Origin of the sequence: Halanaerobium sp. ST460_2HS_T2, from assembly GCF_003337665.1 — a bacterium.
Lineage (GTDB): Bacteria > Bacillota > Halanaerobiia > Halanaerobiales > Halanaerobiaceae > Halanaerobium > Halanaerobium kushneri.
Window position 1 is genome coordinate 121,463 of sequence record NZ_QPJF01000001.1, and the last position, 24,529, is coordinate 145,991.

21 protein-coding genes, 1 pseudogene and 1 riboswitch are annotated in these 24,529 nt (G+C 35.5%); of the genes and pseudogenes, 2 read left to right on the forward strand and 20 right to left on the reverse strand.

What is annotated here, in order from left to right; translation table 11 throughout:
- Positions 1-16: 16 nt before the first annotated feature.
- The 8 genes from DFR80_RS00580 to DFR80_RS15165 all read right to left on the reverse strand — a co-directional run bounded on the left by DFR80_RS00580 (position 17) and on the right by DFR80_RS15165 (position 8,496).
- A complete protein-coding gene (locus DFR80_RS00580; protein ID WP_114488909.1) occupies positions 17-844 on the reverse strand; it encodes a substrate-binding domain-containing protein in 828 nt (275 codons plus the stop codon).
- Between the two features lie 136 nt (positions 845-980).
- A riboswitch (molybdenum cofactor riboswitch) is annotated at positions 981-1,101 on the reverse strand.
- Between the two features lie 72 nt (positions 1,102-1,173).
- Positions 1,174-2,838, reverse strand: coding sequence for an alpha-glucosidase (locus DFR80_RS00585; RefSeq protein ID WP_108140705.1), 1,665 nt, complete (start codon positions 2,836-2,838; stop codon positions 1,174-1,176).
- A 33-nt stretch (positions 2,839-2,871) separates the two neighbouring features.
- Positions 2,872-4,089: an MFS transporter gene (locus DFR80_RS00590; RefSeq protein ID WP_108140707.1), complete on the reverse strand. Its 1,218-nt coding sequence runs from the start codon at positions 4,087-4,089 to the stop codon at positions 2,872-2,874.
- Positions 4,090-4,156: 67 nt separating this feature from the next.
- Positions 4,157-5,152, reverse strand: coding sequence for a LacI family DNA-binding transcriptional regulator (locus DFR80_RS00595; protein WP_108140709.1), 996 nt, complete (start codon positions 5,150-5,152; stop codon positions 4,157-4,159).
- A gap of 8 nt (positions 5,153-5,160) precedes the next feature.
- Complete coding sequence (locus DFR80_RS00600; RefSeq protein WP_108140711.1) at positions 5,161-5,982, reverse strand: carbohydrate ABC transporter permease; 822 nt, start codon at positions 5,980-5,982, stop codon at positions 5,161-5,163.
- Positions 5,982-6,845 carry a carbohydrate ABC transporter permease gene (locus DFR80_RS00605; RefSeq protein ID WP_114488910.1) on the reverse strand — a complete coding sequence of 288 codons (864 nt, stop codon included), beginning with the start codon at positions 6,843-6,845 and terminating at the stop codon, positions 5,982-5,984. Before DFR80_RS00605 ends, DFR80_RS00600 begins: the two co-directional genes overlap by 1 nt.
- Before the next feature lie 75 nt (positions 6,846-6,920).
- Positions 6,921-8,138: an ABC transporter substrate-binding protein gene (locus tag DFR80_RS00610; RefSeq protein ID WP_233493639.1), complete on the reverse strand. Its 1,218-nt coding sequence runs from the start codon at positions 8,136-8,138 to the stop codon at positions 6,921-6,923.
- Between the two features lie 217 nt (positions 8,139-8,355).
- Complete coding sequence (locus DFR80_RS15165; RefSeq protein ID WP_158537662.1) at positions 8,356-8,496, reverse strand: hypothetical protein; 141 nt, start codon at positions 8,494-8,496, stop codon at positions 8,356-8,358.
- A 361-nt stretch (positions 8,497-8,857) separates the two neighbouring features.
- Between DFR80_RS15165 and DFR80_RS00615 the strand changes: the two genes are divergently transcribed.
- A complete protein-coding gene (locus DFR80_RS00615) occupies positions 8,858-9,622 on the forward strand; it encodes a tryptophan-rich sensory protein (RefSeq protein ID WP_076545507.1) in 765 nt (254 codons plus the stop codon).
- Between the two features lies 1 nt (position 9,623).
- On the opposite strand, the gene nikR is transcribed toward DFR80_RS00615, so the two are convergent.
- From nikR to DFR80_RS00665, 10 genes and pseudogenes are all read right to left on the reverse strand, one after another.
- Entirely contained in the window at positions 9,624-10,040 is a 417-nt protein-coding gene (nikR, locus tag DFR80_RS00620; RefSeq protein WP_076545506.1) for a nickel-responsive transcriptional regulator NikR, read from the reverse strand.
- Between the two features lie 133 nt (positions 10,041-10,173).
- Positions 10,174-11,094, reverse strand: coding sequence for an ABC transporter permease (locus DFR80_RS00625; protein WP_076545505.1), 921 nt, complete (start codon positions 11,092-11,094; stop codon positions 10,174-10,176).
- Position 11,095: 1 nt separating this feature from the next.
- On the reverse strand, positions 11,096-12,199 hold the full coding sequence (locus tag DFR80_RS00630) for an ABC transporter permease (RefSeq protein ID WP_199505742.1): 1,104 nt from the start codon (positions 12,197-12,199) through the stop codon (positions 11,096-11,098).
- Positions 12,189-13,712: an ABC transporter ATP-binding protein gene (locus DFR80_RS00635; protein WP_076545504.1), complete on the reverse strand. Its 1,524-nt coding sequence runs from the start codon at positions 13,710-13,712 to the stop codon at positions 12,189-12,191. Before DFR80_RS00635 ends, DFR80_RS00630 begins: the two co-directional genes overlap by 11 nt.
- Before the next feature lie 101 nt (positions 13,713-13,813).
- Positions 13,814-14,809 (reverse strand): BMP family protein, encoded by a 996-nt coding sequence (locus DFR80_RS00640; protein ID WP_076545503.1) that lies wholly within the window; start codon positions 14,807-14,809, stop codon positions 13,814-13,816.
- Between the two features lie 203 nt (positions 14,810-15,012).
- A pseudogene (gene larC, locus DFR80_RS00645) lies at positions 15,013-16,304 on the reverse strand (nickel pincer cofactor biosynthesis protein LarC).
- Between the two features lies 1 nt (position 16,305).
- The gene (larB, locus tag DFR80_RS00650; protein WP_114488911.1) at positions 16,306-17,076 is read right to left on the reverse strand and encodes a nickel pincer cofactor biosynthesis protein LarB; all 771 of its coding nucleotides are present in this window, start codon (positions 17,074-17,076) and stop codon (positions 16,306-16,308) included.
- Positions 17,069-17,887, reverse strand: coding sequence for an ATP-dependent sacrificial sulfur transferase LarE (gene larE, locus DFR80_RS00655; RefSeq protein WP_114488912.1), 819 nt, complete (start codon positions 17,885-17,887; stop codon positions 17,069-17,071). The genes larB and larE overlap by 8 nt, the downstream gene beginning before the upstream one ends.
- A 15-nt stretch (positions 17,888-17,902) precedes the next feature.
- Positions 17,903-19,687 (reverse strand): YgiQ family radical SAM protein, encoded by a 1,785-nt coding sequence (locus DFR80_RS00660; protein WP_369862538.1) that lies wholly within the window; start codon positions 19,685-19,687, stop codon positions 17,903-17,905.
- A gap of 296 nt (positions 19,688-19,983) precedes the next feature.
- Positions 19,984-21,498: a bifunctional UDP-sugar hydrolase/5'-nucleotidase gene (locus DFR80_RS00665; protein WP_114488914.1), complete on the reverse strand. Its 1,515-nt coding sequence runs from the start codon at positions 21,496-21,498 to the stop codon at positions 19,984-19,986.
- 161 nt (positions 21,499-21,659) lie between these two features.
- On the opposite strand from DFR80_RS00665, the gene DFR80_RS00670 reads away from it, so the two are divergent.
- On the forward strand, positions 21,660-22,568 hold the full coding sequence (locus DFR80_RS00670; RefSeq protein ID WP_114488915.1) for a P1 family peptidase: 909 nt from the start codon (positions 21,660-21,662) through the stop codon (positions 22,566-22,568).
- 138 nt (positions 22,569-22,706) lie between these two features.
- Here the strand turns inward: DFR80_RS00670 and phoU are convergent, their stop codons facing one another.
- Complete coding sequence (gene phoU / locus DFR80_RS00675) at positions 22,707-23,360, reverse strand: phosphate signaling complex protein PhoU (protein WP_076545497.1); 654 nt, start codon at positions 23,358-23,360, stop codon at positions 22,707-22,709.
- A gap of 116 nt (positions 23,361-23,476) precedes the next feature.
- Entirely contained in the window at positions 23,477-24,514 is a 1,038-nt protein-coding gene (locus tag DFR80_RS00680; protein WP_114488916.1) for a low specificity L-threonine aldolase, read from the reverse strand.
- Between the last annotated feature and the right edge of the window lie 15 nt (positions 24,515-24,529).

Here is a 24,529-nt window from a genome sequence, read left to right on the forward strand (position 1 = left end):
TTTTTTAAATTTATTTTTACTCTTCTAAATCTTCTGCTTTAATTGCGGAAGGGTAAAATAACTGTTCATCATACTGCATATAATTATCAATTATCTGCTGCCCCTGCTGAGAAGTTACATAGCCGGTAAAGGCCATTGCCAGCTGGTAGTTTACATGTGTATGATAGGCGGGATTAATTGGAATGATTCCATAAGGATTAAAGAGCTCAGGAGCTCCACTATTTACAATTTCCAGTTCAACATCCCCACTGTAAGCTAAATATGTTCCTCTGTCAGCTAAAATGTATGCCTGACGCTCATTGGCCATATTAATACTGGGTCCCATTCCCTGACCGCTTTCTAAATACCAGCTGCCTTCTGGAGCTATCTCAGCACTATCCCAGATAGATAGTTCTTTCTTATTAGTGCCTGAATCATCACCACGAGAAACAAATTCTGCTTCTTCCTCTTTAATTTTCTGAAAAGCCTCAACTGCAGTTTCTGTCTCTTTAATATCTGCTGGATCTGATGGTGGCCCTAAAATGACAAAGTCATTATACATTACATCTCTTCTGTTAACTCCATAGCCGCTGGCTACAAATTCATCTTCTGCTTCTCGTGCATGGACAAAAATAATATCTGCATCCCCATTACGGCCGAGCTCTATAGCTGCACCGGTTCCAACTGCTACGACATCAACCCGCACATCAAATTTTTCTTCAAATGGTGGAATTAACTCATCCAGCAGACCTGAATTCTCGGTACTTGTTGTAGTGGCCATTGTTAAAACTTCCTGAGCAGCCGCAGCTGAGCTAAAAATCAGCATTAATATTAATAATGATAATAAAATTTTCTTAATTGACATAGTAATCCCCCTATTTTGATTTACATATATTTTTTTCTGGTTAAATCTAATCATAAGCTCGAAAAACTAAAAATATGCTCAAAAAAATAACTCCCGGCAGCATTACCGGAAGTTTTAGGGCGGATTAAAATTAATGCAATCCAAATCGATCACTCCTTTCCATTCCGGGAGGCCCAAAGGTTTCCCTCTAAACCCTATCGGTGTATTAAGCATAACTATTCATCTTAGCTTAAATACACTCGGAGTTGTGCGACTATTCTTACATTAATGATATATCTATTTGATTTTAAAGTCAAGCAAAATTAACTTTGGTTTCCTTATTTTGTTTATTAATAGAGATAAACTCTCGCTTCATAAGGTCTTAAACTGGCCTGAACTTTAAAATCAGCTTCATTTTGATAATTATTTAAGATCAATTCTGCTTTTTCAATTTCTACTTCAGAACTCAAATCATAGTCCACTTCATTTTCACTGAAGTTTAAAAGCACAAGCAGATTATTATCTTCTCCCAACCTCTGATAGGCATAAATATCCTGATCTTCTTCAAGTAAAATATCATATTTACCGTAGGCAAAAACTGAATATTCTTTGCGCAGAGCAATCATCTGCTTATAATATTCAAAAACTGAATCCTCAGATGCCAAATCTTCTTTTACATTGATCTCAGGATAGTTTTTGTTCATTTTCAACCACGGCTCAGCCTCAGAAAAACCAGCATATTTACTGCCATCCCAGTGCATCGGTGTGCGGGCATTATCTCTGGTTCGGTAATTAGCAATTTCTAAAATTTCTTCTTCACTCAACTCTCCCTTTTCCTGAACATCCTTAATATAACCACGAGTTTCAATATCATCAAAATCATCTAAGGATTCAAAACTAATATTTGTCATCCCAATTTCTTCACCCTGATAGATAAACGGAGTTCCTCTTAGGGTGTGCAGCATTGTTCCCAGAAGCTTAGCTGACTCTTTTCGATACTTGCCATCATCTCCATAACGAGAGACGATTCTGGGCTGATCATGGTTGCAGAAATAGAGACTGGTCCAGCCGTTATTTTCCTGCAGCTTATACTGCCACTCACTCATTAAATCCTTGAGCTCTTTTAGATCCCATTCAGTTATCTTCTCCCAGCCCTCTTTGCGGTCAAATTCAAGATGCTCAAAGGGAATTACCATTGAGAATTCTTTTCTTTCTTCTTTGACAAATTTTAGTGCTTCATCTTTATCCACAAAAGGAGTTTCACCCACTGTCATTGCATCATAATTATTATATGTTTCCTCGGCCATCTCCTGGATAAATTCATGCACTCGAGGACCATTGGCAAAATATTCGTGTCCTGCAAGTCCATCCTGCTCACCGTCAGGAAAACGCTGATCTTTAGAAATTAAATTAATTACATCAAGTCTAAAGCCATCTATACCTTTTTCAAGCCACCAGTTAATCATCTCATAAAGATCATTTCGAACTTCAGGATTCTCCCAGTTTAAATCTGGTTGTTTGGGTGAGAAAAGATGCAGATAATATTGATCAGTATTTTCATCATACTTCCAGGCAGAGCCGCCAAAAAATGCCTTCCAGTTATTGGGAGGTCCATCATTTTTGCCGTCTTTCCAGATATAATAATCACGATAGGGATTATCTTTGCTTTTGCGGGATTCTTCAAACCACTGATGTTCATCAGAACTGTGATTGATCACCAGATCCATAATCAATTTAATGTCTCGCTCGTGCAGTAAAACCATCAATTCCTCTAAATCTTCCATTGTCCCAAACTCATCCATAATAGCTTTATAATCACTAATATCATAACCATTGTCATCATTGGGGGACTGATAAACCGGATTTAACCAGACTGCATCTACTCCAAGTTCATCTAAATAATCTATTTTTTCTATAATTCCTCTTAAATCTCCAATTCCATCACCGTTGCTGTCTTTAAAACTGCGGGGATAAATCTGATAAACTACCGCTTCTTTCCACCATTTTTTATTCATTGTTATACCTCCATTGTCATTAATATATATTAATTATGCTGCATTTTTAGCAGCCTGACTACTAAGCTTAGTAATCAGATTATTAATTAGTAAAAATGTAATAAATAATATGATTATAAAAACTGGAATTATCTCCAGCGAAATATTATTTGCCAGCACACCTGCTAATCCAGGCAGTAAAGCTCCTCCAAGGCCGGCAGCTGAGATCTGCATCCCAATTGTATTGACAGTGTGTCCTTTCCCAACTCTGTAAGAAGTGCTGGATATTAAAGCCGGAAAAATTGGAGCAATAGCAATTCCGGTTAAAGCTAAACCGAGCAGAGACAACCACTTGCTTAAATTTATAGCTATTAAAGCACTTCCAAAAAGGCCTAAAAAAGCTGCATTTTTGGCAATTTTCCTGCTCAAAAACTTATAGGCTAAAAACCCAGCCAGAATTCTACCAACTGTAAAAGAACCCCAGTAGACACTTACCCAAATACCTGCTATTGAAGTCCTTATTCCCCTTGATTCAGTAAAAAGGGTGAAAGTCCAGTGCCCGAGAGTTAGTTCAATTCCAGTATAAATAAAAAATAATAACACACTTAAAAGAGCCGGAAAATATTTGAGAGTCTCAAACATCTTTATCTCCTGCTGCTTATTTTTACCACGTTTTTTATTACTTTGCTCTGCTGCTTTACTCGCCTTTTTTGGATCCTGCCAGAGTGACAGAGTCAGGGCAAAGGTCAGGGCCAGCAATATCTGGGCTGAACCGACAATCAAATAACCAACCCTCCAGCTGTCAAAATATTTGATAGCCGAAGACATAATTATTGGTCCGATTGTAACTCCAACTCCAAAGCTGGCATGCAGCCACTGCATTAAACCTTCATTAAAATTTTTTTCTACATATGTATTTAATCCGGCATCAATTGCTCCTGCCCCAAGGCCTGCCAGAACAGCAAGCAGCGGTAAAAGCCACCAGACAGGAACAAGAGTATAACCTATTAAGGCTAAGGCTGTAGCCAGACAGCTTAAAGCAAGCAGAACTGCCACACCAATTTTACGCATAAAAAATCCATTAAAAAAACTGGAAAGCAGATAACCTGTAGTTGAACCAATTAAGATTATCCCCAGCGCATCAAGGGGAAGAGAAAAACTGTCCCTCATCTCGGGCCAGGCAACCCCGAGCAGCCCATCTGGTAAGCCAAGGGAAATAAAAGCAACATAAATTAAAGCAATTAATAAATATTTTTTCTTCTTGTGATCCATAAAAACACCTTTTCTTCAATTTATTTTATATTTATAAATAATATCATATCAGAAAAAAGTTATTATTTTAAGCAGTTTCTCGTTTCAGTAATTTTAATTCTAACTCTTTACTGAATTTACCTTCTATTTCTCCATTAATTGCTTTAAGCAGCACTTCAATAGTCAGGTGTCCTAACTGATACATGGGCTGCCAGATTGTTGTGATCTTTAGATATTTAGCCAATTCTATATTATCATAACCGACTACTGCAATATCATCTGGAGCCTTGAGCTTTTTTTCTTCCATAGCCTGCAGGACACCGATTGCCTGATTGTCAGAAGCGGCAAAAACTGCTGTCGGCCATTTTTCTTCCGGAAGGGAAAGGATCTCCTGCATTGATTGATAGCCGTCTTCAGTATGAAAATCTCCAAATTTTAAAAGTTCAGAAGCCAGCTGCAGGTTTTTTGATCCAAGAGCTTTTTTTACACCTTTAAGACGATCACTTCCATGCTGACTTTCTTTTAAACCATCTATAAAAGCAATCTTTTTATGTCCCAAATTTAGCAGATAATTAATTGCCATTTCAGCACCCTTAATATCATCCAAATAGATTGAATGAAAGTCAGATGTGTTTTCATCTGCAAGTACTACCGGTACATCCTCTTTTAATAATGCTTTATAATCGTGCTTTGAAATATCCATTGTCACAGCTGCAATACCATCTACCTTTTTACTCTGCACTATATCCATAATCTTATCCATCATTTTTTCATCTTTATCAATCTTGTATAATATTAAATCAATTTTTTCTTCCTCCAAAGCATCCTGAATTCCTTTTAATACTTCGACAAAATAATGATCAATAAAAGTTGGTACAATAACTGCAATCGCATTGGCAGTTTGGCTTGCCAGATTCTGTGCTAACTTATTAGGACGATAATTTAGTTCTTTCATTACTTCCAGGACTTTATCTCTAGTTTCTTCTTTAACTTTTTGACTGTTATTAAGAACTCTTGAAACTGTTCCAATCCCAACTCCAGCTTTTTTTGCTACATCATAAATATTAACCTTATCTTTAGCCATACTATTAATTATCCTTTCACTGATCCCCTCATAACTCCACTGATTATTTTCTTTTGTGCAATAATATAAACCAATAGCATAGGGAGTAATGCAAGTATATAAGAAGCAAAAGCTAAACTATAATCTGTACTAAACTGTGATTGAAAAACATGTTGAACTAAGGGTAATGTCATACTGGAACGATCACTAATCATCAATAATGGTAATAAGAAGTCATTCCAGGCCTTTAAAGCAGTTAAAATTGCCACTGTGGCATTAATTGGTTTAAGTACAGGAAATATAATCCTCCAAAAAATCTGCCAGACATTTGCACCATCTATTATAGCCGCTTCTTCTATACTTTTTGGTAGAGTTTTTATATAACCTACATAAATAAAAACATTTAAGGGTAGGGCATATACTATATATAATAATATAAGACCATGAAGATTATCAAGGCTAATCATTGCCATTTCTTTAACTAAAGGCAGCATAATTAAAGGAAATGGTATAAACATTGCACTAATAAAATAGAAATATAGAAATTTAAAATATTTTTTATGCATATTTCTTGCTATAGCATAAGAAACCATTGAATTAACAACCAATACAATTGCCACCGTTGGAATAGTAACATAAGCACTGTTTTTTAAACTCTGAAAATAATTAGTCAGTTTAATTGCTTCTAGATAATTACGAAATTGAAAAGTATCCGGTACGGCCAGTATCGATTCTGCCAGCTGCTGTGGGTTTTTTAGTGAAACTATTAAAGCCATATAGAGTGGAATTATTATAATAAATGATCCTAAAAGAAGTAAACCTGTCGCCCACCAATTTGTTTTCTCTTTCATTAGTAATCCACCTCACGTTTCTGCAGTACTTTGATCTGGAATAAAGAAATAGATAAAACTACAATTAAAAAGACAACTGCATTTGCAGTTTGATAGGCAAATTCTCCACCCATAAAACCACCATTATAAATAAGTAATGTTATCGATTCTGTTGCCCGTCCAGGTCCTCCCTGAGTTAAAGCCATAATATGGTCAAAAACCATTAAAAACCCGCGCATAGAAATAACAATATTAATGGTGAAAAAAGGAGCAATCAACGGAAATGTAATATGCTTAAACTGATCCCATTTACCTGCACCATCTATTTTAGCTACCTCATATAATTCATCTGGAACTGTTTGTAAGCCAGATAGATATAACAGAGTATTAAAGCCACTGGAATTCCAGACAGCAAGAATAACTACTCCAACCCAGGCTAAATCCATATTACCTAAAATGTTTTTGCTTAAAATATCTATCCCCAGGTTGCGGCCAATTTCTGGAACTATAAATGTAAAAATATGATTAAAAATATAACCAACAACTAATATACTCAACATATATGGAACAAAATAAATTGCTCTAAAAGTATCTTTAAACTTAATTTTTGCATTTAAGCCTAAAGCAATTAATAAACTCAGTATATTTACTATAATTGTTGATACAATAGCAAATTTAAATGTGAAAATATAAGCATCAAAAGCTCTTCCATCATTCAACAGATTAATAAAATTTCTAAATCCAACAAAAGCATAGTCTCCAAATCCTATGTAATCTGTAAAACTATAAAATATCCCCTGTAGTGCCGGAAGAGTATGAAAAACAAAAAATAAGATAAATGCCGGTATTGTCATCCAGTAAAATACGGATGAAGTTTTTTTCATTACTTTCTCCTCCTTCTATAATTAAGGAGTCCTCCTCATTTTGAGAAGAACTCCTATATTAAAGACTTTAACTTCTTATCTGGACTGTACCTTATTCCATTCTGAATCAAGAGTATTTAAGAATTCTTCCACATCACCTTCGTGTAGGAAACCTTGAATTAAGTTAGGAACCTGCATTCCAGATGGATAGTAATGATCAGGGAAAGGCGCAATATTTCCACTTTCAAAATATGTCTTTAAATCAACAACTGTGGGGTCTTCCTGAAATACATTTTCTACTGCAGAGAAAGTCATCTGTTCATCAATATAGAATTGAGCATTTTCTTCTTCCAATAAGAATTTAATAAACTTTTCTGCTGCTTCTGGATGGTCAGTGTTTTTGTTCATAGTTAATACTGTATCTACACCAGAGACCAGCATATTTTCATCTGCTTCATTAACTGCTGGTAAAGCAAATGCTCCCAGATTTAAATCAGGATTTGATTCCAATATCGGATTAATTGCCCAAACACCCTGGATATACATAAATGATTCTCCATTGGCAAATGCCTGATTCCCCTGGCTGTAACCATAACCAAAAATATCATTCTGACCATAATCTAAAAGCTTATAAATTCTTTCAGCCACCTTTTGATACCTGTCTTCAAAAGTAGTTTCATTTTCTAAGCGCTGTTCAATAAAGTTTTCTCCATGTAAATTGGCAGCTAAAGAATTCCAGGGAACCATAATAGTCCAGGCATCTTTAAATGTTAAATAAAAAGGAGTTCCACCATTTTCCTGAATAGTTTCTGCTGTCTGGATAAATTCGTCCCATGTCTGTGGAATATCTAAACCAAGTTCTTCAAACTTATCTTTATTATATAAAACAGTATTTGCATTTGCTGTATAAGGAACACCGTAGTTAGTGCTTCCTTCATGTAAATCCTGAAGCATTTCCTGATAGGCTGTTTGAGTATTACTTAAATATGAAGCCTGATCAAAATTCTTTAGTATTCCGGCGTCAGCGATTTGACCATAAGTAAAATTACCTCCCAGGCCCATAATATCGGGTATATTATTTTTAGCCAATCTTGATTTTAAAACTGTTTCTGCTTCTGGCACATGATTTTGTTTAATATCAATATTTGGATTCTCTGCTTCAAATTTTTCAATTAATTTGTCAAAAGTTTCAACAGCTTCTCTCTTATTCTGAAAAAACTCTAATTCCACTTCCTGAGCAAAACCAACTGCACTAAGACCTAAAATCATAAATAAAGCTAAACAAACTGAAACAATTGAACGAAAAGATTTCATTTAATAAATCCCCCTTAAAATTTTGTTTTATTGGAACCACTTCCAAAACCATAAAAAAATAAATTTGGAACCGCTTCCAAAATAATTATAACAGGAGTATTTTTAAAAGTCAAACAATTAACTCAATTATTTCAAAAATTGTATGAAATTTTTTTCTGACTAAAACACATAAAAACCGGGGCAAAAAGCCCCGGGTCTTAATTCTTTCTTTTTGATTTTAATAGCCACCCATCATGTAGTAATCCATCAAGGCGCTATCTTTTAGTTTAACATGTGCCTCTGTGTCAGACTTAGTGTTAACATTGATTTGTTCCTTGTGATCCTTGTGAGCGCGCTTGTGCTTAAAAATAGTTCTCATTAGTAATGCCCCCCTTAATAATTTTGTTGAGGGAACATACTCGCTGCACATCTACTTTGTTCCAAGTAATATAAACCACCGACCTAATAGTAAACTCAGCTACTCACTCTCTGTCGGTTCAAGTTCATTATACTACTTTAAAATTATTTTGCAAGGGCTTTGTGTAAATTTTTTCAATATTTTTTCTTTTGTTCTTTAGCATGATAATGTACTGATATGATTATAACTTTGCAGGACTTAATAAAGTTAAAAAGAAATATAAAATATAGATGTTATTGGCAACAGAATATAGAATCCCAACTGTCATCCAATATTAAAATCTAAATTAAAAATCTGAACAAAAATTTAAAGGGGTGAGTTAATGGCGAAAAATAAGATCGGTCTTAAAATAGTTAATTTAGTATTCTTACTGCTGACTATATTTGTTAACTTTCTGGCAAATTATTTGCCAATTAATGGGGTTACAAGTGGTGAAGTTTCTGCCTTATATCAAAATCCATTTACACCAGCGGGATTTACATTTTCTATCTGGGGGGTAATTTACACTCTGCTAATTATTTTTATTATTTATCAATTTCTGGGCCAGAGTGAAATAAACAAAAATTTTTCAACAGGTCCTTACTTTATTATCGCATCACTGGCCAATATGAGCTGGCTTTATCTCTGGCATCACAAACAGATTCCACTATCAATGATTATAATTTTACTTCTTCCATTTTCTCTGTTTAAAATATTTAAAAGACTGCATCAGCATCAGCAATATCAAAGGGCTGAATATCTTGGTTTAAAACTGCCTTTCAGTATCTATACTGCCTGGGTAACTATTGCTTCCATAGCTAATTTTATGGCTTTATTAGTCTATTTTAATGATAACTGGCCAGCTAATTTTTTAAGCATTGCAGCAATTATAGGAATCCTGATCGGATTATTTATCGCAGTCAAAATTCTAGATAAATATAAAAATATTCCTTTTGCTCTAGTTTTTATCTGGGCCTTAACTGGAATTATTGGAGCCCAGCTTGGTTATGAGAACTCCAATATGGCAGTAGTGATTACTGCAGGAGTTTCAATAATAATTATATTATTTAAAATGATTAATGCCTTCGGGACAAAAACAGAAAGCTAAATCAATTTTCCATTCCCTCAATTTTAGTTACAGTTAATTTACCGTGTTTAACACCCTTTAAGGCAATTAACTTAGAACTTATTTTCCTTAACTTACTTTGCAGACCCTCAACAACTATAACTTCCAGGCAGTAATTTCTATCTAGATGCAGATGCAGATTTGTCTTAAAAAGACAGTGATAATCATGCTGAAGTTGATTCATCCTGTCGGTCAAACCGGTTTGATGATGATCATAAATCAGAGTGATTGTACCTACAACATCTGCATCTTTTTTTGTATTTTCCTCTGCAATTATTTTATTCCTAATTAAATCTCTAATTGCTTCAGAGCGATTATTATATATACCTTCATTTAACTGATCAAATTTCTGGAGCAAATTTTCTTCTATTGAAACTCCAAATCTCTTTAATTCTGACATTCAAAATCACCTTTCATAAACCAATATTTTATTTAGTGCTATCATTATCTTTCTTGATAATTATAATAATTCCTGCTTTAAAAGAAGAACCTGCAGAATATCTGCAGGCAAAACAGCTTAATCTTTTATTTTATTAATTTTCTTCTTTAACATAGGGAACCCCTAAATATTCGGGAACACTAAAACTCTTTCTGGCTACTGTTGCAGCAATAGTTAAAATATATGGAAGAGCAATTATAAACTCGTTAGGAATTATTTTTACACTGGCTGTCTGAAAAAATACTGATAAACCATCTGCCAGACCAAAGGCTAAAGCCCCAAGAAGTGCGCCTACTGGATGCCAGTTACCTAAAAAACAAATAGCAAAAGCAATCCAGCCTCTACCGCCAATTATATCCTGTGAAAACATACCTAAAAAAGCAAGTGTGTAGAATGATCCGGCTAAAGCAGCGAAACCACTGCTTACAATAATTGTTAAATATCTAACTTTTTCTACTTTTATTCCGGCCGCATCTACTGCTTCTGGATTTGCTCCTGTGGAACGAATAATTAGACCTATTCTTGTCTTATATAAAACATAATAGGCAAGCGGGACAAAGAGCAGAACAATATAAGTCATAACATTTTGATTAAATAAAATCTCTCCTACAACCGGAATATCCGAAAGTAAAGGCAGAGCCAGCCGGCTTAAAGGCTTAATTTTTAAAGGAGTCACTCTTACTCCAAAAATTACCCGATATAAATAAACGGCCAGAGCTGCCAGCAGGATATTTAAGGCCACACCGGTAACAATCTGGTGCTGCTTTAAAATAATTGTAATAAAACCATAGACTAAACCCACTATCATTCCTGCCAGAAGAGCAGTAAGAAAACCTATCACAATATTTTCTGTAGTAAAAGCTCCTACAAAACCAGCCCAGGCGCCGATCAAAAACACCCCTTCAATTGCAATATTCATAACACCGGTTTTTTCAGAATAAACCTCTGCTATAGATCCTAAAATCAGGGGAGTACTCATCTGTAATGCTCTTGATAATAATAATATTATTGCCATCTTAATCCTCATCCCCTTTCATAAGTTTTTTCTTTGCTCTAAACACTTTAAACTTATGATTAATAAAATAAGAAATCACAACAAAAATTACTACCAGCCCCTGAGTGATTCCTATTATACTTGAGGGTAGAGTACTGGTTTGAGTAAGCATTAAACCGCCAACTTCCATAGTCGAAAAGAGCAGAGCTGCCAGTACAATACCAAAGGGATTTGCATTACCAAGAATAGCAACTCCAATACCTGTAGCCCCAATATTGGGTTCAAAACCCTGAATTACCATATGATTAATTCCATTTACCTGCATAAATCCAGCTAATCCAGCTAAAGCGCCACAAATCATAAATACAATAACAAAAATTTTCTTTTCACTAAAACCGGCATATTTGGCAGCATCTCTATTTTGACCAACCGCTCTAATTTGAAAACCAAGTCGGGTATGCCATAATAAAATATAGATCACGAAGACCACAAAAATAGAAATAAAAAAACCATAATGAAATTGAGTCCGGGAAATCACTGCCGGAATTTTTGCAGAATCAGCTATCACATTAGTCTGAGGATATTCTCCTTTACTCTCCTGCAGCGGACCTCTAACCAGAAAATCCATTACTGCAATAGCAACATATGTTGACATCATACTGACCAAAAACTCATTCGCATTAAATTTCGCTTTAAAATATCCAATAACTGAGGCCCATAATCCTCCTGCCAGCAGGCTTAAAAGTAGACTGAAGCTTATAACAAAAAAGGAGGGCAACCACCCAAACTTTAAAGAAATAAATACTGCTGCAATACTGCCAATATAAAACTGTCCCTGAGCACCAATATTAAATAATTTTGCCTGAAAAGCAAAGCCAAAAGCAAGAGCGGTTAGAATTAAAGGAGTTGCCTTAGCGAAAATATTTGCGATATTATAAGAATCAATAAAAGCAAACTCAATTATCTGTTTATAGGCTGTAATCGGATTATGATCCATTAGTAACATCAATAAACCGCTGACCACAAGCCCTAAAAATATAGAAAAAAAAGTACTAATTATTAAAAATACATTTTCATTTAAATTAATTATTATTTTATCTTTTAGATTTTGTGATTTAGTCTCCACTTTTTTCACCTCTTACTCCAGTCATCAAGAGCCCAATTTTATCAATTTGGGCATCTTCTCTGGCAAAAGTTTCCATGATTTTCCCTTCGTAAATTACTCCAATTCGATCAGAAAGTTCCATGATTTCGGATAATTCGTTAGAAAAAAGCAGAATTGCTTTGCCATTTCTTTTTTCCGATTCTAGTGTTTTTTTTACATAATCAGCTGCCCCAAAATCAAGACCACGGGTTGGTTGGGAGGCAATTAATAATTTTTTGCCAACAGAAACTTCCCGGGCAATGATTGCCTTCTGCTGATTACCCCCAGACAGTGATCTAACTGAAGATTTTGTAGAAGCTGTTTTTATATCGAAATCTTTTATTTTGCTTTCAGCATTTTCTGCCAATCTTTCTTTGTTAAAAAGTAAATACTTATAATAATCTCTGTTATAGGTGCTTTTAAGTATTAAGTTTTCCTCCAGATCCATATCAAGTACAAGACCAACTCGATGCCGGTCTGCAGGAATATAACCAACTCCCCTATTAATTATTTGCTGAACCGAACAATTTTTAATTGATTTTCCATCTAATAGTATATCTCCCTGATCAATTTTTTTTAACCCTGCTACAGCTTCAGCCAGTTCTTCCTGACCATTACCACTTACTCCAGCAACACCAAATATCTCACCAGCTTTAATAGTCAGAGAAAGTCCATTTAAGATTTGTCCTCTTTTTTCACTGCTTAGGAAAATATTTTCTATTTCTAATATTTTCTCTCCCGTTTGAGATTTTATTTTTTCAATACCAAAATCAAAATCTCTTCCGATCATCATTTTAGTTAATCTTTTTTTATCTGCCTCATTTTTAGAAATGCTTCCTATCTTTTTCCCATCTCGTAAAACAACTATTCTATCCGAAATTTCCATTACTTCATTTAATTTATGAGTTATAAAGATAACTGAATTACCTTCGGACTTATATTCCCTAATAAAATCAAATAGTCTTTCTGTTTCCTGTGGTGTTAAAACAGCTGTTGGTTCATCCATAATCAGTAACTTAGAATTCCCAATTAAAGCCTTAATAATTTCAACCCGCTGCTGAAAACCAACAGGCAAATCACTAATTAAAGCTTCAGGGTCAACATTCAAGCCATATTTTTTACCTATATTATTAATCTGCTTCTTCATATTTTCAGGCTGATATTTCCCTTTTAGGGGAAGCATAATATTTTCTACTACCGTATTAACAGGTACTAAAGTAAAATGCTGATGAATCATTCCAATGCCCAATTCTCTTGCCCTGTGAGGAGAATTTATTTTAACTTCTCTATCTTCTACAATGATAGTACCTGCATCCGCCTGATGCATTCCATACAAAATTTTCATCAGTGTAGTTTTTCCTGCCCCATTTTCGCCGAGTAGAGAAACAACTTCACCATTATTTATTTTTAGAGATATATTATCATTTGCAATTACTCCTGGAAAGACCTTTTTAATATTTTTCATTTCGACAAATGCTTTTTTTCTTTTCTGCATAAAAAATCCTCCATTTTTGAATTTTTTACTATAACAAGATTTAGGAGGCCTAATAGACCCCCTAAACCGATCCAGATTAATATCTCTAATTGAAATTTAAATTATTTATCAAGCGCTTCTGGTGATAGTGAGAAGTAATCTAAAACATCACCATTTCTTATTGCCTCAGTTGCCTTCTCTACATCTGCTTTAACTTCTTCACCAATCTGATCACTATAAACAACTTCTACAATTCCCTGATTAACACCAACTTCGTTTACGATCGGCTCCAGTTCTCCTGACATAAAGTTTTCAACTATCCAGACATAAAGGCCTTCAAAGTTGAGATAGACACTGGCCTGTACCGTACCGGGGGCTACATCGTTCTGATTAGAAGCAAAACCAATAAACTTAGCTCCTCTTTCATCTGCAGCCTGAATTGCACCCAGACCCACTTCGTTGGCATAGAAGAATAAAACATCTGCCTGATCATCTATCATTGAATTAGCCATCTGATTTCCTAAAGAAACATCACTCCAGCTATTAGCATAGGATCTAATACTTTCTACATCTTCATTAACAGTTCTTGCTCCCCAAACATAGGTATTTAAAAGTTTGATCATCTGTCTATTTGGAAAACCACCAACTAAACCTAGCTTATTAGTTTCTGTAACATGACCTGCTATTATACCGGCCAGAAAACTTGCTTCATACTCTTTCGGCATTACCGGCTTTAAATTGGGTTCTTGAGCAATTACTCCATTCACAACTGTAAAAGTTGTCTCTGGATAGCTCTCAGAAATTCTCTGAGCAGCTTCATCAAATTGAGTACCGGCAGCTAAAATAAGGTCATAACCTCGCTGTGCGTAATTTCTCATTGTTGACTCAAAATCACTTGCCTGAACGTTTTCTACATACTCAATATTAGTTCCTAATTCTTCATTTGCAGCAACAAGACCACTGTAGTTTGTAGCATTCCAACTCTGATCATCGATTGAACCAGGCAATAACAATACCATCTTATAATCTTCAGCAGACTGAGCAAAAGTTGGCATTGATACTGCTAACAATAAAGCCAGAACCAGGATACCTGCCAGAACAAAACTTTTAAATTTCATAAATACTCCTCCTTATTTTGTTTGATAAATACAGCCAAAGAATGCTAAATTTGATTATTGAATAAAGATTCGAAATTTTTAATTAAATCTATATATAAAATTATCTATTTTTGTCGAAATTCCTGCTTAATTTGAAAAATAAATATAAAAAAGAGTGAGCAATTAGACATCACTCACTCTCATTTAATCTAGTTATTCAATTTCTAAAACAATTTTTCCGCTGCCTCTCTTTTAAGCAGATCATAAACTTCCTGTAATCTTATCCCTTTTTTTCGGGCAATTTTTTGACACTCTTCGTATTCAGGTGCAAACTTAACTAAATCCCCTTCATAATAAGCGGCTTTAATTGTTACTTCTCCTAATGATGAATCCAACTTTAAATATTTACGTTCCAGACAGCTTCTCTCAACTTGCCTGCGCCTGATCCCTAGAGTTGTTGTTTCTTTAAAAATAATTTCCTCTATTTTTTTACGGCAGGAGGCAGGTGTCAGAACAGTAAGTTTTTGGGCCGGTCGATTCTTTTTCATCATAATATTAGTTAGATAAACATCTCTGGCGCCGGCAGCCAGTAATTCGGGAAAGAGATAGGAATAAATTTCTCCGCTCATATCATCAATGTTTGTTTCCAGAATTAATAGTTTTTCTTCATTTTTTTTTTGGCCTGATATACTCTTAATAAATTAGTAATTTCAAAATCCTTCTTACCAGCACCATAGGCTATTTTAGTAATTTTAAGCTCAGGTACAGGCAGAAACTCTTCGGCCAGTGTTTTAATAATAGCTGCCCCTGTTGGAGTAACAAGCTCCCCTCTAACTCCAGTCGAATAAACAGGTACATCCTGCAGAATTTCTATTGTTGCTGGCGCTGGAACTGGAATCTGGCCGTGAGCAGCATCTACAAAACCGGTTCCTAATGATACTGGAGAAGCATAAATATGATCAGGATTAATCATCTCGATTAAAATTGCAGTTCCTACAATATCAACTATAGAATCTACCGCACCTACTTCATGAAAGTGAACCTGATTAATTTCTTTATTATGAACTTTTGCTTCGGCTCTGGCAACTTTCTCAAAAATATTAATTGCCAGTTCCTGTACATTTTCATTTAACTCACTTTCTTTAATTAATTCTTTAATATCATTGAAATTACGATGAATATGATCATGATTACCACATCCCTGGCAGCCACCTTTATGATGATGTTCAGAATCATTATCTTGATGATCATTATGATGATGACTGTGCCCATGACTATGCTCATGACTATGTTCATGATGATCAGGATGACTCTCGTCTTCCAGAATAACTTTAAAATCGGTAGCTGTAATTCCATTTTTCTGAACAGTAGAAATCTTAATTTCATAACCTGCAAGGTTTAACTTCTTTAACTCTTTTAAAAATTTATCCTGTTCCAATCCTAAATCTAGTAAAGATGCAATTGTCATATCTCCACTGATTCCTGAATTTATATCAAAATATAATATATTTTCCATCTTATCCTTCCTTCCTGGCTTTTTCTATCTGTAAGTTAATTGTACTGGCTAAATAAGCGGCACCAAAGCCATTATCGATGTTGACAACACCTATCCCGCTGGCACAACTATTGAGCATTGTTAAAAGTGCTGAAACTCCACCAAAATTAGCACCATATCCGACACTTGTTGGTACGGCAATTACTGGTTTATCAACAAGACCCCCAACTACACTCGCCAGAGCACCTTCCATACCAGCAACTGTGATAATAACTTCAGCTGCATTTAACTTCTCTAAATTACCTAAAAGACGGTGAACTCCGGCTACACCGACATCGTATAAACGTTCAACAGAATTACCAAGTGCTTCAGCAGTTATTACTGCTTCTTCAGCCACTGGAATATCGGAAGTTCCACCACTAACTACTAAGATTTTACTTTTAGTTTTTTCTAATGGCTGTTTTTCTATAAATATCATCTGTGGCCGCTCATGATAGACTGCCTCTGGTGCAATTTTTCTGATTCTTTGATAAACCTCTTTGCCAGCTCTACTTGCTAAAATATTATTATCATGTTTGAGCATTTCCCGAACTATACCTTCAATCTCATCCAGAGATTTTCCCTCACAGTAAATAACTTCAGGAAATCCGTTGCGTAAACTACGGTGATTGTCTACCTTGGCAAAACCAAGATCTTTAAAAGGAAGATCTTTTAATGAAGCTGCTGCCTGATCAACCTCTATTTCCCCTTCTTTAACTTTCTCTAATAATAATTTTATGTCCTCTTTATTCATCTTTTGCCTCCAAAATTTCCTTATTCATGCTCCCACTTTTATATGCTGATAGATCTAAGGTAACATATTGAAAGCCTAATTTCTGTAATTTATCAGACAATTTATCCATTAATTTTAAATCCAAGATTTTTTCTCTATCAGCTTCTGACAATTCTATCCGGGCCAGATTGCTGTGGTCTCGAACTCTAAACTGTTCAAAACCCATTCTATGCATTAATTCCTCAGCAATTTCTATTTTTTCCAGCTTATCTGCACTGATCCTATCATCATAGGAAACTCTGGTCGCCAGACAAGACATACTGGGTTTATTCCAGGTTGAGAGGCCAAGTTTTTTTGAAAGCTCTCTAATTTCATTTTTGGTTAATCCAGCCTCTAACATTGGACTTTTAACTCCCAGCTCTTTGAGAGCTTTCCGACCAGGACGATAATCTCCCTGATCATCTACATTTGAACCTTCAATTACAGTTTTCCCAGCCGCATAATCTATAATTTTATTGAAAATAACTTTTTTACAGTGATAACAGCGATCAGAATTATTTTCAACAGCTTTTTCTAATTCTCTGAGTTCTATTTCCAGCTGCTGATGTTTTAAATCTAATTTTTCTACCAATTCTGCTACTTCTTTAATTTCTCTTTCCGGAACAAAGGGAGTATTGACTGTGACAGCTTCAAAATCCACTCCTGCTTTTGTTGCCGCAGCAGCCAAAAAAGTACTGTCAACTCCACCGGAAAAGGCAATTATAAGTGGTTCTAATTCAGTTAAACTCTCCAGTAGTAAATTATATTTATCTGTTGTTGTTACTGTAGACATTAAAACTCCTCCTTATTAGTGCGTTGGTGGCACAAGTGCTTTTTTATGATAGCCAATTAAATCCCTGCGGCCTGCCATTTTTAAAGCTTTACGCACTATTTGATGATTTCTTTTTTTATGATACTGCAGCAGAGCTCTCTGCATTTTTTTTGCTTCTTTTGAACGGGCCACATAAACTTCCTCCATTGTTCTCGGGTCATAGCCACTGTAGTACATTGCTGTAGCCATCGTTCCTGGAGTAGGGTAAAAATCCTGAACCTGGTCTGGATGGTGATTTATATCTCTTAAATACTCTGCCAGTTCAACCGCATCTTCCAGACGACTTCCTGGATGACTGGAAATAAAATACGGGATTAAATACTGCTCCAGACCAATTTCGTTATTAACCTGATAAAAAGCTTCTCTAAATTTATCAAAAACTTCAATACCCGGCTTTCCCATATAACTTAATACACTGTCTGAAACATGCTCAGGAGCAACTTTAAGTTGGCCGCTGACATGATGTTCTGCCAGTTCTTTTAAGTATTTGCGACTCTCTTCATCCTGTAGTAAATAATCAAAACGAATACCTGAGCGAATAAATACTTTTTTAATACCAGGAATATTTCTCAGCTCTCTTAAAATTTCAAAGTACTCTTTATGATCAACTTCCAGCTTACTGCAGGGAGCAGGAAACATACATTCTTTGCCCCGGCACATACCTTGAGAAAGTTGAGATGTACAGGAAGGCCTGCGAAAATTAGCAGTTGGACCTCCAAGATCATGAATATAACCTTTAAAATCTTCCATTTCAGTAATTTTTTTAGCCTCTTGAATTAGTGATTCTTTACTGCGAGCTGTCATCATTTTGCCCTGATGAAAGGAAATTGCACAAAATGAACAGGCTCCAAAACAACCACGAGAACTAACAAGACTAAATTTAACTTCTTTTATTGCCGGTACTCCACCGTCTTTTTCGTAAACAGGGTGATAATCTCGCTGGTAGGGAAGACTATAAATATGGTCCAATTCTTCCTGATTTAAAGGTTCAACCGGTGGATTCTGCACTAGATAGCGATTACCATGCTGCTGTACCAGCTGCTGGCCCCTAATTGGATCCTGTTCTAAGTATTCTATTTTGTAAGCATAGGCATACTGTTTTTTACTATTTTTCACTTCTTCATAGGAAGGTAAAATTTCAAAATCATATAATGAATCGAGCCCATCAGCAATAAATGCTGTTCCTGGAAGATAATTTATATACTTTATCTCCAGCCCTGCTTCTAAATTTTCAGCTATTTTTAAAATCTGTTTTTCTCCCATTCCATAAACTAAAAGATCAGCTCGGCTGTCAAATAGTATTGAGCGCCGCACACTTTCATCCCAGTAATCATAATAAGCAAACCGCCTCAGGCTGGCCTCAATTCCACCAATAATAATTGGAATATCAGCATAAGCTTCCCGCAGACGATTGCTGTAAACAATAGTTGCCCGATCAGGACGATAACCACTTTCTCCTCCCGGAGAATAATTATCATAATTCCTGCGATGTTTAGAAACTGAAAAATGATTAACCATTGAATCCATATTACCTGCAGTTACTAAAAATCCATATCTGGGTTCTCCCAGCTGCTTAAAATCTTTAGTCGAGCGCCAGTCTGGCTGAGCTATTATACCAACCTTAAAACCAGCATCTTCCAGTACTCTGGCAATAATGGCTGTGCCAAAAGATGGATGATCAATATAAGCATCACCACTAATAATAATAAAATCTAGCTGTTTCCAGCCTCTTTTTTTCATATCTCTCTTTGAAATAACCATAAACTGATCTCTAGGATTTTCTAATTCTTTCGCTTTTTTTCTTTTATTTAAAGCCTCATTCTGTTTTTTCATTTTAACTTATCAGTAACTCCTTTATCTTTCCTGCTTAATTTAAACTGAGCAATCTACTCATTATTATAGCAGAAAAACCAATCTATATCGAATCTTAATCCAAATGATTATTTTCACATATCTTAAGATAAAAAACCTTCTGCTATCTAAAAAATCAGCAGAAGGTTTTTTTAATTTATTCAACTTTTTCAACGAATATCGATTAATTCCGGTGACGACCGATTTTATTCAGCCACTATTCTGCCTTCTGTTACAGGAGCTACAGGAGAGTTAGCTTCAATATATTCCATTACTATTTCTTCTAAGCCTCCAGCTTCTTTTACGATTGGAGCATCAGTAAACATTGTATAACCATCTCCACCCGCTTTCATAAAATCGTTAGTAGCAACTGTATACATCTTATCCTGTTCCAATTCTTCTCCCTCAACCCAGACCTGCTGGACTCTATTACCTGGCTCCGCATCACCATTAAATGTAAATTTAATCCCGGATACCTGGGGGAAAAGTCCTTCAGTAGCAGGATACTCAGATACTGCATGTTCCAGGGCGGCTCTTAGTTTAGCTCCACTAATTTCAATCGCCATAGCTGTGTTACCAAAGGGCAGAACGGTTATAACTTCTCCCTGAGTAATTTCACCTCTGTCAATAGAGGCTCTAATTCCACCACCATTGGTGATTGCTACATCAGTATCTAATTTTGCTCTCATAGCATCAGTAATTAAATTACCAAGATTGGTTTCACCTGTCCGAACATTTCCTCGTTCACCATTAAGTTCAACCCTGGTAACTCCTACTGTTTGAGAAGTTATAGCAGCATTGGCTCTATTAATACGGTCAACAACTGTAGAAATAATAAAGTCTTTTTCTACATCTGCAGTCTCTTCTCTAGTAATTAAATTGGCTTTAATATCTGTGAGTTCTCCATTATCTACAGTTAAATCTACATAACCTAAGAATTTAGAATATTCTCCAGCCATAACAATCATTGTATCATTAACCATCATACCTTCTTTTAAAACATTATGACTGTGGCCGTCAACTATTAAATCAATCCCTGGTACTTCTTCTGCTACCATCTTACTGGTATATTTACTTCCTTCACTAATTCCCAGGTGAGTTAATCCAACAATAACATCAACTTTACCTCTTAACTCATTTACCACAGCATTAGCAGTAGTAATTGGGTTTTCAAATACAAGTCCTTCAACATTTTTGGGGTGTGTTTTATAAGCAGTCTCTGGAGTTACCAGACCAAAAACTCCTACTTTTACCCCATCATATTCTTTTATAATATAATCTTTTTTATAGGGAATCTCTTCTCCATCTTCTCGAACCAGATTAGCAGCTAAAAAAGGAAAGTTGCTCATATTAGCCAATTCTTCTAATCGGGCCTGACCATAGTTAAAATCATGATTACCCAGAGTTAGAGCATCTACATTCATCAAATCAAGGATATTGCTAATAGCTTCTCCATCATTTATGTTGGCAATAGTTTGACCATGGAAACTATCACCAGCATCTAGAAACATCACATTTCCCATCTCTCGTCTGGCTTTCTTAATCAAGGTTGCCATTTTAGCATAACCTATACTGCCAGCATAATCATCATCTTCTACTCTGGAGTGAACATCATTTACATGATAAATCCTTATGTCTACCTCTTCCGCCAGAATAGTAAAAGATAGAGTCATAACTAAAATCAGAGTCAAAAAGGTAATAGATAGTTTTTTGAACTTCACAAATTCCACCTCCATATTTTTTTGAAAATTATTACTTCTATTTATAATATTTGATATAAGAATTAATTTTCCTGCCAAACTAAAAAAAATCATCTAAAAATGTTATAATTTTTTTAAGAAAAGATTTTTGACATAACGAAACATCACAGGGAGGGCGAAAAATGAATAATGACTTAACAGCTATTGAGGGTATAAAAATTGGTCATGCTGATAATCAAAAGGCGGGAACTGGCTGCAGCGTAATCCTGGCTGAAGGAGATTTTACTATTGGAGCGGAAGTTCGTGGGGGTGCACCAGGAAGCAGGGAAATTGCTTTAACTGACAGCCGGGCTGCAGTTGATAAAGCTAATGCTGTTTTTTTAAGTGGTGGCAGTGCCTATGGTCTTGATGCAGCTGGTGGAGTTATGAAATATTTAAGAGAAAAAAATACTGGTTTCCAGACAGGCGGTGGAGTTGTGCCTATAGTTCCTGCAGCAGTAATTTATGATTTGGAATATAAAAGCAATAAATATCCAGATTCAGAAATGGCTTATCAGGCCTGTCTTAGTGCTGATAGTTCCAGACAGAAAAATGAAAGTATAGGGGCAGCAACTGGAGCAACCTGTGGTAAAATAAATGGAATGAATAACGCCAGCAAAACAGCACTGGGGCATGCAGCTAAAAAGACCGGAGATCTTGTTGTAGCTGCAATGTCAGTTGTCAACGCTTTTGGTGATATCAAAAACCCCGAAATTTCAAAAATAATTGCTGGAGCCAGGGATAATGAGGGAAATTATATCGATACCGAAAAAATGATTATTAACCAACCAGAAATTAATCTTGGATTTTTACGAGAAAATACAACACTGGTAGTAGTAGCAACTAATGCTATTTTAAACAAAGCGGAAGCAAACCGGATTTCAATGATGGCACAGAGTGGTTTAAGCCGTACTATTTATCCTGTTCACACTCTTTTGGATGGAGACAGCATTTTTACTCTGGCTTCTAATCAAATAAAAGCAGATACCAATCAAATTGGAATAATAGCTGCTGAAGTTGTTAAAGAGGCTATTTTAAATTCTGCCCGATAAAATTAAACCTTTATGTTTAACCTCTATTTAGAAAAAACGGCCTGTAAAAACAGGCCGTTTTAGTTTATTCAATTTATACAAGCAATTTTGTTCTAATCCTCTATACTAAACTATACTTCAATATAATAAATAATATATTTAATACTTAACTCTTTTACCTGTAACAATAAAGATAGTCTCCTCACCAATATTAGTTGCATGATCACCTACACGCTCCAGCGACTTAGCTAAATTGATGTGTTGAACTATCTGTTTGATTTCATCTTTATCTTCTTTTTGACTTATCATTTTAATAGCTTTATGATAAATATCTTCATAAAGATTATCTGCTTTTTCGTCCATTCTGCAGGCCGCCTCTGCCAGGTCAGAATTCCTGGTAGAAAATGATTCTAAAACTACATCCAGCATATCAGTTACAATATCAGCCAGTTCCGGAATCATAACAAGTGGTTTCATAATTCCATCATGTTTTAATTCAAGTAAGATTTCTGCTATATTAGTTGCCTGATCCCCAATTCTTTCTAAATCATTTGCAATTTTAATCATAGCAATACTAAACCAGGTATCGGAAGCCAGGGGTTGATCCAGAGTCAACAAGCGCGAAACTTCTTCTTCTATTGTGATTAGGTAGTTATCTAAAACATCATCTCGTTCAATTATTTCGTGAGCTTTTTCTACATTCAAATCGTCCATTGCTTTAATAACATTCTGCAGCATTTCCTCTGCAACTTCACTCATATCACTGAGATCATCAAGAAGTTGTTCACGCTTTTTTTCATACACCTGTTCCATTGGACTCACTCTCCTCTTTTAAATTTAATAAAGTTAAGTTTATCGATATAATTAATTAAGTCATATTAAATTATTCTTGACAGAAATCTAAAATCCTGCCTTTTTTAAAATTTAATTTAAACAAAAACTTCTCTGGCTGTTTTTTCAATATGTTTTACTGCATAGCGAATATCTTCTAAACTTAAATCTAAGTGAGTTACAGCACGTAATTTGCCCTCAAGCCTGCTAACTCTAATTCCTTTTTTAAGTAGTTCGTCTGCAAATAAATCTGCTTTACCTTCAGCAGCAGAAAAAAGAACAATATTAGTTTCAACTGTTTTTGGATCAATATCCAGACCTTTTTGATCTGCAATTGTTTCTGCCAGCATTTTAGCATGTTTATGATCTTCTTTTAATCTAGCAACATTATGCTCTAAAGCAAAAATTCCACCTGCTGCTATAATTCCTGCCTGCCTCATTGCTCCTCCCAGCCTCTGCTTCCAGTAACGAGCCTGTTCAATAAATTCTGCCGAACCAGCAAGTACTGAGCCAACTGGAGCTCCAAGTCCTTTACTTAAGTCAATCCAGATTGAATCAAAATATTGACCATATTCAGCAGGATCTACTTCTGCTTCAACAGCAGCATTTAGCATTCTAGCTCCATCCATATGCATCTTTAAATTTCTTTCCCCAGCGACTTCTGCTATTTCCTTGATTCTTGCTAAAGGCCAGATACGTCCACCACCAAGATTGGTGGTCTGTTCAATTGATATTACTTTTGTCTGCGGACTGTGATAGTCTTTTTCTCTAATTGCTTCTTTAACCTGTTGGGCAGTAAAAATTCCACCTTCTCCAGCCAGCGGCTTAATTGAAGCCCCCGAAATGACAGCAAGAGCCGCACTCTCATAATGAATCGGATGCGCGGTTTGATCCATTATTATTTCATCACCCTGACTGGTATGAACAGCAAAAGAAATCTGATTTGCCATCAGCCCGGAAGGTAAATATACTGCATCATCCTTACCCAGCATTTCTGCTGTCATTCGGCAGAGACGATTAACGCTCGGGTCTTCGCCTAACTGCTCATCACCCACTTCAGCCTCAGCCATAAATCTCCTCATATCCTGAGATGGTCTGGTTCCAGTATCACTAAATAAGTCAACTTTAATTTCCATTTTAAATCCCCCAAT